This is a genomic window from Microcoleus sp. T3_D1 (assembly GCF_036700405.1).
GTDB lineage: Bacteria > Cyanobacteriota > Cyanobacteriia > Cyanobacteriales > Microcoleaceae > Microcoleus.
Genome location: NZ_JAUBOV010000083.1, coordinates 1 through 14,043, shown reverse-complemented (window position 1 = coordinate 14,043; position 14,043 = coordinate 1). Strand labels below are relative to the sequence as shown.

Sequence of the window (14,043 nt, the reverse complement as noted above, 5' to 3'; positions counted from 1 at the left end):
TTCCTAATTATAGTCATTTCCAAATATATTGAAGGACTGATGTCAAGTAATTTCTAACAAAAATTTACATTTGTGATTGATATCGCACTTAATCGCGATCGCAAATGTATTTACAATCGGTCGGGGAACTTTATAGTCTAATCGGAGAATCGCTTGCCGTTGAAAATAACCCATAACAAAAACCCGGTTTATTCAAGCAACCGGGTTTTTATGTATTATTGGATAGATTTCCAATTATCTACGATTACATCGAGCTAAGAATGCCACTTAAATCACTACTTGTTAGTGGTTTACTGGGACTTGCAGCCGGAGTAATTAAGAGGCTGTCATCCTTAGCAGAAGGATTAGCAGTAGGAGCGATCGCACTACCAACACTCGCCGCTTGCAAAGGAATAATTGGCTGAGTTTGAGCGTTGGTTAGAGATGTTAACAAGCTGTTAGAGTCGTAGATGAGAATGTCATCATCGATGCCACTAAAGCTATTCAGGGTTGGAATTTCACCGCCATTTAGCAAGATGTCATCGGTGGTAGATGTGGCAGCAGTTGGTGTTGAAATAGCTGGATTAGTAGCTGTTGTCACCAGTGGCTGGCTGGCACTTTCTAGAGTAGTAGTCGTGCTATTTGACTGGCTAATTGATTCAGTAATCGTGCTGTTTGACTGACTAATTGATGTAGTAGTCGTGCTGTTTGGCTGACTAATTAATGCGGTAGTCGTGCTGGACAAGCTAGTATCAGAACTGCTATCGATCGCACTTAGAACATCGTTACTATCAACAGGTTCGCCGGTTAAAAGATCGATATCCGAGGGAGTATTGAAAACTCCAGGTAGCGGGGTTCCGGGGCTCAAGGGTACAAAGCGAGAACGGTCGATCGCACTAAATTGAGTATCTTTCACCCAAGCTAAGTGTTCGCCGGTGCCTGCGACGCTAATCAAAGCATCGTTAGTATAATTTTCGCCGCCTTGAACGATTTGCAATTGGTCAAAAGTGAGGTCTTGTGTTAGTCCGAAGTAATCGCGATCGCCCTGGAAGTAGAAAATGTTATCAAGTCCCGAACTTGGTGATAGCACAAATATTTCGGAACTACTGCCTCCAATCAGCGAATCTTGGCCGTTCCCGCCCTTGAGTACGTTGTTACCTTCGCCACCGTAAACGCTGTCATCGCCATCGTTACCGTTAAGGCTGTCGTTGCCGCTGCCACCATTTAAGAAGTCGTTGCCATTACCGCCATCGAGGGTGTCATTGCTGCTGCCACCGTCGAGACTGTCATCCCCTTCGTTGCCCAAAAGGTTGTCGCTGCCGGCTTCCCCGGTTAGCAAGTCGTTGCCGCAACCGCCGTCGAGAGAGTCCTTACCGGCACCTCCCAGCATCGTGTCGTCGTCGCATTCGCCGAACAGCAAGTCGTCGCCGTTACCTCCTCCCATCAAGTCGTTGCCGCTGCCGCCAGCCAGGGTGTCGTCGCCGGAATCGCCGGTGAGGATGTCGTCGCCGGAGTCGCCTACAACCAAGTCGTTACTGGCGCCGCCGTCCATTAGGTCAGTTTCGTCGCCGCCGTAGAGGGTGTCTTCCCCAACTTCGCCCAACATCGTGTCTTGCCCCTGACTGCCAAACATCAAGTCGTTGCCGCTACCTCCGAACAGTTTGTCGTCGTCGATACTGCCGTCAATTTTGTCGTTGCCGGCACCTCCTAATAATTGGTCGTTGCCGGTACCGCCGAACAGTTCGTCGTTGCCTGCGCCGCCGTCGATGGTGTCGTAGCCGGAACCGCCGTCGATTTTGTCTTCGCCTGCTTCTCCAAAAATCAGGTCGTCGTCTTCGTCGCCCCAAATGTTGTCGTTGCCGGCGTTGGCGTTGATGAAGTCGTTGCCGGCTTGAGCCCAAATGTTGTCGTTGCCGTCGTTGCCGAGAATCGAGTCTGCGCCGGAACCACCGTCGATGTTATCCTCTCCGGTTTGTCCGAGGAGGGTGTCGGCTGCATCTCCGCCGTAGATTTGGTCGCTGCCGCGGCCGCCATCAATGAAATCTTGGTCTTCTCGGCCGTAGAGTTCGTCCTCGCCGTCGTTGCCCCACAGGGTGTCATTTCCGGTTCCGCTATCGAGGAAGTCGTTGTCGTCGTTGCCTTCGAGGCTGTCGTTGCCGGATTGACCTAAAATTCGATCGCGCCCTTCTCCCCCTGCTAAAGTATCGTTGTTCGCCCCGCCGTCGATGTAGTCGTCGCCGCTGTTGCCGTCGGCGAAGTCATTGCCGTCATTGCCGAAAATTCGATCGACTCCTTCGCCTCCAGTTAAGCTATCATCGTCTCCGCCACCTTCTAAGTAGTCGTCGCCAATGTTACCGGAGAGGGTATCTTTGCCGATTTGACCGAAAAGTCGATCGGCCCCTTCGCCACCATCAAGGCTGTCATTGCCCGATTCACCCCGCAGAATGTCGTCTCCGGTTTGTCCTAACAGCGTATCCTCGTTATCGCCACCCCACAGTTGGTCGTTATCGGCATTGCCTTCTAAGAAGTCATTGCCTTGGCGGCCGTATAATTTGTCACGGCCGTCATTGCCGGAGAGAGTGTCGTTTTCGGTGCCGCCATCTACGAAATCCTCGCCTGTTCCGCCAGCTAAGGTATCATCGCCACCTTCCCCGTAGAGGCTGTCATTATTTTCGCCGCCGTCGAGTTGGTCGTTGCCGAAACCGCCGAACAGGGTATCGCTGCCGGATTCTCCCAGCAAGTTGTCGCTGTCATCGCCTCCCCACAGAGTGTCGCTATCGTCGCCACCGAACAGGGTGTCGAGGCCGGATTGACCGAAAATTCGATCGCGCCCTTGATTACCCTGAAGCAAATCATTGCCGGAACCGCCGTCAACAATGTCATCGCCACTGTTGCCGATAACCGTATCATCACCGACTTGTCCGAACAAACTGTCGTTATTATCACCACCGTCGAGGATGTCGTTACCGTCACCGCCTTCGAGGGTGTCATTTTCAGTACCGCCATTGAGAGTATCGTTGCCGAGTTCCCCAAAAAGTCGGTCTTTTCCTGAGTTGCCTTCCAGGATGTCATCGCCACCGAAGCCGTACAGAGTGTCGCTGTCAGCTTGACCGAGAAGGGTATCGTTACCGTCGCCTGCTAAGAGTGAGTCGTCGCCGAAACCGCCTTCTAATAAATCGTTGCCAGCTTCGCCGAACAGGGTGTCTTTGCCGTCGCCACCGTAAAGGGAATCGTTGCCTTCTGCTGCATCAAGGATGTCATTGCCAGATTCCCCAAACAATTTGTCATCGCCGGCTTTGGCTGATAAAGTGTCATCGCCTTGACCTCCCCACAGATAGTCATTGCCACTTCCGGCATCTAAAATGTCTTTCCCGTTTTCGCCGTAGAGGGAATCGTTGCCTTCGCCAGCATTGAGGATGTCATCGCCGTTTTCGCCGTAGAGGTAGTCATCGCCAGCTTGGGCTAATAACGTGTCATCGTCTTGACCACCCCAGAGATAGTCGTTGCCGATTCCGGCATCGAGAATGTCTTTGCCGTCTCCACCGTAGAGGGAATCCTTACCTTCGCCAGCATCGAGGATGTCATCGCCAGTTTCCCCAAACAAGTAGTCATCGCCAGCTTGGGCTGATAAAGTATCGTCGTCTTGACCACCCCAGAGATAGTCGTTGCCAATTCCAGCATCGAGAATGTCTTTGCCGTCGCCGCCGTAGAGGGAATCGTTGCCTTCGGCGGCATCGAGGATGTCATCGCCGTTTTCCCCAAACAGGTAGTCATCGCCAGCTTGGGCTGATAAAGTGTCATCGTCTTGACCACCCCAAAGTTGGTCGTTGCCGATTCCAGCATCGAGAATGTCTTTGCCGTCGCCGCCGTAGAGGTTGTCGTTGCCTTCTGCTGCATCGAGGGTGTCGTCGCCCGCTTCGCCGTAGAGGTAGTCGTCGCCTTCTTTGCCGAGGAGGATGTCGGCATCGCCGCCCCCGTAAAGTTGGTCGTTGCCGAGGCCGGCATTTAGGGTGTCTTTGCCGGTACCGCCGTAGAGATAGTCGTTGCCTGTTCCGGCGTCTAGGGTGTCGTCGCCTGCATCGCCTGCGAGAGTGTCGTTGCCGGCTTCGCCGATGAGGGTGTCTTGGTCGTCGCCGCCGGAGAGTTCGTCGTCGCCGGTGCCACCGTAGATTAGGTCGGTGTCTCCTTCTCCGTAGAGTTTGTCGTTTTCGCCTTCGCCGTAGATGGTGTCTTTGTCTTCGCCGCCGTACACAAAGTCGTCGCCAGCGCCACCGTAGAGTAAGTCTTTGCCTGTTTCGCCGAAAATGGTGTCGTTGCCGTAGCCAGCGTCTCCTGCAACGGTGTCGTCATCGCTACCGGCGTAGATTAAGTCGTCGGCATCACCGCCTCGGATGTAGTCTTGACCGACTTCACCGTATAGGGTGTCTCGGTCTTGATTTCCGTAGATGCTGTCGCCGCCTTCGCCTCCGTAGATTAGGTCGTTGCCGAATTCGCCGTAGAGTTGGTCGTGGCCACCGAGTCCGTAAATGCGATCGTTCCCAGCATCGCCAGTGATAACGTTAACGGTATCGTCGCCGGTAATATTATCGTCATGCCGAGAACCGGCGACGTTTTCAATGTCGGCAATTTTGTCTTGATTTCCCCAACCGTCGGTAGCATCGCCTGTTTGTAAATTCACAGTAACGCCGTTGGGGTCGCGGCGGTAGCTGAGAATGTCGATTCCTTCTCCGCCGTAAAATGAGTCATTGCCGGCATTGCCAATTAATAAATCGTTGCCTTCTAATGCCCAAATTCGGTTATCTTTTTCGTTGCCAATTAGGATGTCTTCAAAGCGAGTACCGATGATGTCTTCTAAGTTTCTCAAAGCATCGGTAGTGCCAAAACCGTCTTTACCCGTACCAGCCGCAATTTCAAAATCCCGTTCGAGTTCGGTGTAGTATTCGCTGGGATTAACTGCGGTGACGAATTCTTTGAAACGTTGGTTGGTGTTGTTGTCGTAGTCGCTATTTTCGTCAATATTAACGATAACGCCACTGGGAGAATTGATGTAATTAACGAGATCGACTCCTTCTCCGCCGTCAATTAAATCATCGCCGATTTCTCCGATTAACGAGTCATTGCCAGTACCGCCAAATAATTCGTCGTTGCCAGCGTTGCCGTTGAGAGTGTCATCGCCTGCTTGGCCTAGAAGTACGTCGTCATCGAAGCCGCCAAATAGGGTATCTTTGCCGTCACCACCATCGATGTAGTCTTGGCCTTGACTGCCGAAAAGATTGTCTTCGCCAGCTTGTCCGTAAATATCATCGTCGTCGGCCCCGCCATCAATGATGTCTTGGCCGTCGCCACCTTCTAGCCAGTCATTATTTTCGTTGCCTTGGATGACATCGTTGCCGGCTTGTCCGTAAATGATGTCATCACCGGTATTGCCCAGAAGCGAGTCTTGGCCGCTGCCACCATCGATGAAATCGTCGTCGGCGTTGCCTTCTACGGTGTCGCTGCCGTCTTGTCCGTAGAGGATGTCGTTGCCTTCGTTGCCTTGGATGAAGTCGCGGCCGCTGCCACCTTCGGCGTAGTCTTCGCCGGTGTTGCCTTGGATGATGTCGTTGCCAGTTTGGCCGTAGAGTTTGTCATCGCCGCTGCCTCCAATGAGGATATCGTTGTCGCTACCACCGTCGAGGATGTCGTCGCCATCTTCACCAAAAAGTTGGTCGTTGCCAGCTTCGCCGTAGAGTAAGTCGGCATTTAATCCACCATAAAGTTGGTCTTGGTCTTCGCCACCATATAAAGTGTCGTTTCCGGCTTCTCCTTTTAGCAAATCATCGCCTTGTTCGCCTCGCAAGTCGTCATTTCCACTACCGCCATTCAGGGTATCTTTGCCAGTTCCGCCGTAAAGAGAATCGTTGTTTTCTTCTCCTTTTAAATCATCGTCTCCTTCTTCGCCGTAGAGTTTGTCTTCACCTTGGCCGCCGTACAAAGAATCATTTTCGGTGCCACCGTAGAGGGTGTCATTACCATTTTCTCCTCGGAGTTCATCAGAACCTTGTTCGCCGCGAAGTTCGTCTTCACCATCGCCACCGTAGAGGAAGTCGTTATCTTGACCGCCGTAGAGAGAGTCGTTGCCGTTTTCTCCTCTTAAATCGTCGCTTCCTTCATCACCTCGAAGGTCATCATTGTCATCGCCGCCGTAAGCTGTGTCATTATCACTGCCACCGTAGAATGTATCGTCTCCTTTTTGTCCCCAAAAAAGGTCGTTTCCGCCTTGGCCGTAGAAGATATCGCTGTAGTCACCGCCAGTCATTTCATCAGCAAAATCTGAGCCACTGATGATTTCGATATTTCCAAGAGTGTCTACTGTTTTTTCGCCTTTTACAACAAAGCCATCTTCAACTTTGTAAACATCAAATTTGTCATCAACTTTATCAGTCCAAACTTTAATTCCAATTGGGCTGCCGGAGTAACTAGCAATATCACTTCCTGTTCCTGTTCCCCCGTCTAAAAAGTCGAAGCCAGAACCACCTGTTAAGGTGTCGCTGCCATTTTCACCTTGTAGAACATCGTTGCGTTCTCCTCCTTGAATGTCGCCATTTCCTTTAATCCAGTCATCATTTTCTGTGCCTGGGCGCATTAATGTGTCTTTACTAGGAAAATAGTACCCTTTGGGATGCAAGTCGTAGAAGAACTCTTTGAGACTGTCTTTAAGATCATCCCGTTGTACATAATTGTTGAAATCATGTTGACCTATGTTCCCTTGAACAATCCCTTGCAACATCTGAAATATATTTGAAACTTTCGTCAACAAATCGTCTGAATTAAATTGCAGCTTGGCTACAGGATCTAACGGATTGAAAAGATTCTTGCCGTAAATATCAACTACTTGTTTTGCTTGAAAGTAACTTGTTGGAGAGCCAAATGCTAAAGTTCTAACGCGAGATGGATCAATCTGAGAGCCGATCTCAATTAAACCATCTTCCAGAAAAAAGTTGCCTTGAGAGTAACCTATCAAAATCAAAGAGTTATTAGAATTTGGCAGATTCAGCCAATCACTAGCTTTTGTTGTCCATTCACCATTTAAAGCTTGACTTTTATCTGGGTCTTTATACCAGTATTGAGCTAATGACTCTTTAAAATCATCAGGCAAAGTCCCAATTACACCATCATAAACAGCATCCCAAGGTGTCGGAATAAAATTTGTAAGAAACAAAGCTGCTTGACTTAAAAACTCACCGCTACTTAAGGCATGAACAGGATCTTCAAAAAACAGTTTTATCAAATCCAAACTATCTGAAAAAGTACCTAAATTTCCTTCAGGCTCTCCAGTAATAATACTTTGAAATAAGTCTCCAAAAACATCGTCTATCATGTTCTTTAACTTTTGACTTGATATATTTTGGGAAAACTGAAACATTGAAGTAATTGAAATCTGCCCTGCTATCTGATCGAGAAATACTGATGTAGCTGCTTCAAAAAGTCCTTTGGCAAGCTGTATGACAACCGTTTCAACCAGGTTGCCAGTATAATCAGACTTATTGTAATAAGGGGTGTACAAAAGTGAACCTTTGTACCCTCCTGTAATAATTTCATTGCCTTTTAAATTGAAAAGCTCGTCAAGATGATCTTTTTGAATGTCAAACTCTGTTGACGGTGTGAACATTCCATTGATATAAACAACTTGACTATTTCCACCTTCTTTAACCAGTTGGTCGTAAACTTTATCGAACTCAAAGTTAAAATTAGTAGCCATGATTTTTGTCCTCGCGTGGTAGATACAATGTGTTCTAAAAATTGACAAAGCGACTCTATCGACAAGCCCGATCGCACTTCTGCACTTCTGCACTTTCGTACTCTCTAGCTGTCGTATATCCGTCATTTACCCAAACTGAAGTCTCGCGAAGTGCGATCGCACTTCAACTCAGTTGTCGCAATTACTGACTCAAATCAACTCAATAAATGCAACCGTGGAAATAGACTAAACCAACATTGGAAGAACCCCTTTCCCATATCCCTTGGGAATTTGGTTCGGATTGCGATCGGGAAGTTACGGGCGATCGCACTTTTGAATAACTCTCAACAAGTGCGATGAACTTCGTAATTTCCCTTCTGTTTATTTATCAGGGTGAGCTCAGTGGTTTTATGCAAAACTCTACGATTTTTTTTGTAAAGTTTTGCAAACACTGGTGAAAGTACGGAACAACGGGTGTTTTCGGGATTTCAGGGCGATCGAATAACGCGCTTCCCCACATTCCGGCAGGGAATGAATTCCCCGCCTCATAGCACAAGTCCTCTCAAAGAGGACTGGTAAATTCTTCAGTCGTCTTCAGACGACTTTCGCTTTGAGGCAGGGGTTTCAACCCTTGCCGGAGTTCGGGATTGCGAGATAATCGGATTGCCCGATCGATCTGGTTGTTAACACCAAAGATCGATCGCCCCTCAAGCCTTTTTGTTCTTCCTATTTACTTATCGGGGTGATCTCGGTAGTTTTATGCAAAACTCTCAAGTTTTTTTGGTCGAGTTTGGCAAAGACTGCGTGGAAGTACGGAACAACGGTTGTTTTGGGGATTTAAGGGCGATCGGTGTTACGCACGGGTGGTCAGAAACCGGGTTTTTCGCAGAATACTTCGTTACCAACCTGCATAAATCGCAAAAACCCGGTTTATGCAGGTTTTGATGCGTCTTAACAAAAATTCATATCTAATTAAACGGCCCAATCCACCGCACAGCAAGACTTTCAACCATCCGCTCAAAAAAACTTTCAGAATTTCGCATAAATTCCCCCAACTTACCCTGATAAGTAAATGTAGGAAAAAAGTTGCGGCCGCACTTAACTATGACTGATAAATCCAACCCCTCCGAGGGAGAAGACCACTTATCCGACGAATCCGATGCTGTTGGGTGCTCAGTAAAATCGGAAAAGTTCGATCGAGATCCCGCACACCAGCCAATCGTCGAACTCGTCACCAAAGCTTGCCAGCAGCCCCCCGGCAGTATCAGGCGAAGTCGTTTCTTGCATCGACTGATTCTAGAGATTCTCAAATCGGGCAAACTCTGGAAAGAACACACACCTTACTACAAAGAGGCACTGAACAAGACATGGATCTATCTGTCTCGTAATTTATGTGAAGCTACCACAGCAAAACGACCTTACGATCCCGAAGAAAGCCTGATTACGACTTGGTTAAATCCCTATCTCCAAAAGCGGCTGTTAGATTATCGCCTAGCCCAACAAAAAGAACAGCAAAAACAAAAACCCCGTCTAATAGTGTCCTTAGAAGGAGAACAAGACGAAGAAAATGTCAATTCAATTGAAAAATTACCAGCAGAAGCGGATTCAAGTTTCTATGTTGAAGAAGTTATAGAATGGATAGAAACCGATCCAAATAACGAGTTGAAAAGCAGACACGTTAGAGGCAAACCGCAGATAAATTGTCAAGTGTTATTGCAGCGCCAATGTTTGTACGGTCAAAGTCTTCAAGAACTCGCAAAAGAGTTTGGTTGCGCCCATTCTACTTTATATCAATTGTTCAACAATGACTGCCGTTATCTGCTGCAAAAATTTTGCGAAGACCAAGGATATCAAACTTTAAATATACCAGGAGTGTACCAGAACAATGAACCATAACAACCTTTGGGAAATCGAATCTTTGCCGATGCCAATTACTCAGAAGGCACTGCAAGTTGCTCAGCATTTTGCCACCCAACAGCGCCACCCGCAAAGGCACGAGCAAGTTTATCTCAATACTTTGGCAGTGCTGGCAGTTCGCGATTATCTAAAAATCATCGATATTGAGACTGACTTGACTGAATGCGATAGCTGGAATCCCGTAATTCGCCTGTTTGCAGATGCGGGAGATTTGTATGTTAAAGGATTGGGAAAAATCGAATGCCGTCCAATTAAAAATCGACATCAAACTCAAGAAACTGGCAACCAGAATTCCTCTGCACATCCGCCTGAGATTTGCCCAGTGCCGGTGGAAGCAAGGGCAGAACGCATTGGCTATATTGCTGTAGAAATTGATGAGGAGGAAAAGGAAGCGAGATTGCTTGGTTTTTCTCCCAATGCGGATGCGGGGGAATTAGTATTGAGCGAATTGCATTCCCTGGATGATTTTTTAGGGCATCTAGAACATTTGTTGGAATCTCAAATTAACCTCAGTCAGTGGTTGATGAATGTATTTACGGCTGATTGGCTGCCTTTTGAAGCGGTATTTAACCAGCAGACACAAACTTCTCAGGTGGAGATTCAAAATCCGGTTGAATCTCAGTTAGGCAATTGGTGGCAAAATTTTGTAGACAGATGTTTGCAGCAATTGGATCGAGGTAAACAAAATTTAAAAAACTTGATTTCTCCTGACGAAACCCCCAGTTTTGCATTACGAGGAGGTGGAAATTCGAGAGAAGAATCTGCGTTACAGAGCAGTCAAAGTAGCATCAATAGGTTTCCCGAAGCCGATGTCACGCGGGCTAAGTTGATTGACTTGGGCATGCGGCTGGGAAGGACAACGGTGGCTTTGTTGGTGGCGATTGCTGAAGAGAGCGATCGCACTGTCAGAGTTCACGTTCAACTGCATCCGGCGATCGGAGAACGTTACCTGCCCCAGAATATTAAACTTTCCTTAATCTCCGACATCGGTAAAAATCTAACCGAGTCACAATCAAGGATTCAGGAGAGGTACATTTTGCTGAAGGATATTGAGGTAGATCGAGACGAGAGTTTTAGTATTCGAGTAGCTTTAGATGATTTCAGCGTCACAGAAAATTTTGTGGTATGATATCTCGATTAACTCTACTCGCGTCTAATTTATGAGCTTAAGATTTATCTTGGGTTTAGGGATTGGGGATTTACACAAGGGTTTTCCCGACATCACAGGGGAGTTTCAAGAAAACCAAACAACAGTTCATAAATTTAAAGGAAGTTTGCCACCAGCCCCGGAAGTTGATGCTCTGCAAAAAAGATGGCAACTTATTTGTCGTGCGGGAAAATCTAGCAACATCCTTTCTAGAATTAAAGTTAAGGCTACAGGGACAACCAATATTTGTGAAGATAATCCTCAATTGATCTATCAATATTTGAATGAATCTATGAGGCTGTGGCTGAGTAGTGAGGAATTTTATGCAGGAATTGAGGAAAATTTTAGAAATGTAGTTGATGCGTTTGGTGGCCGCTCTCAGTGCTTTGAAGTATTTCTCGAAATCAAAGATTCGGAAAATTGGCATCTGCCTTGGGATGCGTGGAAATTTCGCGAAGATTACAAAAACTGTGAAATAATTAAAAGTCCCTCCCAGTATAGAAAAGCTCTCAAAAAGGCAACTACAGGAGAAATGCCTCTGCCTTCGCGAGGTAGAATTTTATGTGTCTCCGGTAATAGTGACGGACTCGATCTGAAACAAGATGAGAAAAGTCTTCAAAGGTCTTTGGGCGATCGCTGCGAGTTACAATTTATTCAACAACCAACCCCTCAACAGTTGCGCGATCATCTTTCACAGGATGAAAAAAACTGGCAAATTTTGTATTACGGCGGACATAGCGATAGCAATTCTGTCAATGGATGGCTCCATATCAATCAAGCAAATTGCCATAATAATGTCACAATAGACTATTTAAAAGAGGGCTTAGAAAAATCAATTTTTCAAGGATTGGAGTTGCTAATTTTAAACTCATGTTCTAGCCTCCAATTGGCAGCAGATTTAGTAGCGGGAGGCTTGCCTTTACCGTCAATGATTGTGATGCGTGCGCCGATACCCGATAAAATTGCTCACGATTTTGTTAAGTCTTTATTCGGATATTTAAGCAAAGAATATCCTTTGTTTTTAGCAGTACGAAAAGCTAAGGATTATTTACAGAAGTGGGAATCTGAGTTTCCCGGTGCGAGTGCGATACCAGTGCTCTGTCAGCAGCCAACTTTTGAGGGGTTGACTTTACTGCAATTAAAGCACGCGCGGCGCAGCTATCCCGTAGGGAATCGCCTGCTTGTGTCTGTGGCCGATGTTTTGGGTGATACTGGGGACGATCGCCCAAACAACGATATCTCTATTTTTATTTCTAATTTGATGCAGCGCCTGGGAATCGGTTTAGCTACTACCGCTAGCAGTTATATGTTAATGGGCCCGATACTTGCCCCAGTTGCTAATCAAATTGGCATGGAAAACCACCGTCAAAATAAACCTTTAATGGCAAAAAAGTTCTACAAATTAGCAAGTTTAATTAACCTAAATTATGCACAACCTTACTATAATTTAGCTATGTTGTGCGACGAATTGAATGACGATCGCGGTGCGTTAGAGGCAATGCAAAATGCTGTATTGCGAGGACTTCCTGATGCTTCTGCTCAAATATCTAAATTATTCATTCGCAAGGATAAACATCAAGCAGCTTTAAAAGCGATCAACCTTTGTTTAGAGCACGCTAAACACGACGGAGTAAAAGCTGCTTGTATCAAAAATCGCGGCTGGATACGGTTCAAAGAACAGCAGTATGACGATGCGGAAATAGATTTTCAAACAGCAATTGGATTGAAAGAGGATAGCCCGGAAGCTCAGTGTTTTTTAGCACAGGTTATGGAAACTAAAGGTAAGCCCCATGAAGCGTTAGAACACTGGAAAAAAACGATTAAATATTCTAAATCTCGCGTACCAGAACAAGATAAATGTATCCAAACTGCCAAACAACATTTACGAATAAAAGGAAATATAAGATGAAAATCAGGATTGCAGTTTTTATAGCTTTAAGCTCGATCGCAACTACCGCACTAGCAGCCAGTAACAGAATATCCAACGGACTGATTATCCATAGTAGCGGGGAAGTTGCGATCGATCGCCAAAACGGCCTAATTGTCCGCCCTACCAGCGGTACGCCGCTTTATCCGGGAGACACACTGCGAACAGCGCAAAACGCCCAACTGACGATCCAATGTGCAGATTTGGGAATTAAGTCGATCGCACCGGGTGAAAATCAATTGAATAGCTGTTTGTTAGCCAAAGAAGAGTCGAAATCTGATTGTAGCACCGACTTGATTAAATGTCCCGATCGCGGCGACGGTAAAATTGCTTGGAATAGCGCGCCAATTCCTTATATAATCAGTCCGCGGCGCACGAAATTGCTCGACAGTAAGCCAATTTTGCGGTGGAATCCGGTTGCTGGTGCGACTAGCTATAAGTTGAGCCTCCGGGAAAATGGAGCGAAATTAAACTGGGAAATGACTGTTAGCGGTACTGAGGCTGTCTATCCGGGGGAACCAGCGCTGAAACCGGGTGTTAGGTACCGATTGATTGTCGAGGCGAATACGGGCGCTTCTTCTGAAAGTGCCGTGGGAGAAAGAGATACAGAGTTTAGCTTGCTGGATGAGAAGCAAGTTGAGGCTGTTAAGGATGCGGTTGGGGCGATCGACAAACAAGTACCTAACGAAAACGCCAAAAAATTAGCAATTTCTAGCGTTTATCTTAACACAAACTTGATAGCCGAAGCCATAGAAATTTTAGAAAATATACAAAAAGCAGGAGTGGAAACACCGCCAATTAATCGAGCGTTGGGCGATCTGTATCTGGAAAAGCTACAACTGGTTCCCCAGGCTGAAGTCTACTATTCCAAGGTGATTAATACGGCGAAACCTGACGATATTGAGGAGTTGACGGCCGCTCGATACGGATTGGGACAAGTTCATTCAGCCATGAGAAATAATCTGGAAGCTATGAAATATTTGCGAATGGCAAAAGATGGATATACAACTTTGGGAGATTTGCCAATGGCGGAAAAGGTAGAGAAGCAATTGCGAGATTTGCAAAGGAGGGAACAGAGGAAATAGTGAATTTTTGATGAATGTACGATCGCAATAACCAAAATTCGTAGGGGCGGGTTCGCGAGGGATTTTGTCACCCACAAATAATGTTTATAAACCCGCCCGCACCCAACCAATAACCCCAAAAAACCAAAATTCGTAGGGGCGGGTTCGCGAGGGATTTTGTCACCCACAAATAATGTTTATAAACCCGCCCCCACCCAACCAATTACCCCAAACAACATCCCCGCCACCGGGTTAAATTCAATGAATTATTAATATTTGGGTGGGGTGG

Annotated in this window: 5 protein-coding genes; 4 read left to right on the top strand and 1 reads right to left on the bottom strand. The window is 46.7% G+C overall.

Annotated features, from left to right (window positions below):
• Positions 1 to 244: 244 nt before the first annotated feature.
• Positions 245 to 7,720, bottom strand: coding sequence for a calcium-binding protein (locus QT992_RS27475; RefSeq protein WP_333341510.1), 7,476 nt, complete (start codon positions 7,718 to 7,720; stop codon positions 245 to 247).
• A gap of 1,083 nt (positions 7,721 to 8,803) precedes the next feature.
• On the opposite strand from QT992_RS27475, the gene QT992_RS27470 reads away from it, so the two are divergent.
• Genes QT992_RS27470 through QT992_RS27455 form a run of 4 tightly spaced genes read left to right on the top strand, consistent with a single transcriptional unit; the run spans position 8,804 to position 13,775 of the window.
• The gene (locus QT992_RS27470) at positions 8,804 to 9,595 is read left to right on the top strand and encodes a hypothetical protein (protein ID WP_333341514.1); all 792 of its coding nucleotides are present in this window, start codon (positions 8,804 to 8,806) and stop codon (positions 9,593 to 9,595) included.
• A complete protein-coding gene (locus QT992_RS27465; RefSeq protein ID WP_333341516.1) occupies positions 9,585 to 10,745 on the top strand; it encodes a DUF1822 family protein in 1,161 nt (386 codons plus the stop codon). Before QT992_RS27470 ends, QT992_RS27465 begins: the two co-directional genes overlap by 11 nt.
• Before the next feature lie 31 nt (positions 10,746 to 10,776).
• Positions 10,777 to 12,672, top strand: coding sequence for a CHAT domain-containing protein (locus QT992_RS27460; protein ID WP_333378201.1), 1,896 nt, complete (start codon positions 10,777 to 10,779; stop codon positions 12,670 to 12,672).
• Positions 12,669 to 13,775, top strand: a complete 1,107-nt coding sequence (locus tag QT992_RS27455; RefSeq protein WP_333341520.1) for a hypothetical protein — start codon at positions 12,669 to 12,671, stop codon at positions 13,773 to 13,775. The genes QT992_RS27460 and QT992_RS27455 overlap by 4 nt, the downstream gene beginning before the upstream one ends.
• Positions 13,776 to 14,043 lie beyond the last annotated feature (268 nt).

Coding starts and splice junctions, on each gene's coding strand:
- QT992_RS27475 (WP_333341510.1), bottom strand. CDS start 7,720: ATGGCTACTAATTTTAACTTTGAGTTCGATAAAGTTTACGACCAACTG.
- QT992_RS27460 (WP_333378201.1), top strand. CDS start 10,777: ATGAGCTTAAGATTTATCTTGGGTTTAGGGATTGGGGATTTACACAAG.
- QT992_RS27455 (WP_333341520.1), top strand. CDS start 12,669: ATGAAAATCAGGATTGCAGTTTTTATAGCTTTAAGCTCGATCGCAACT.
- QT992_RS27465 (WP_333341516.1), top strand. CDS start 9,585: ATGAACCATAACAACCTTTGGGAAATCGAATCTTTGCCGATGCCAATT.
- QT992_RS27470 (WP_333341514.1), top strand. CDS start 8,804: ATGACTGATAAATCCAACCCCTCCGAGGGAGAAGACCACTTATCCGAC.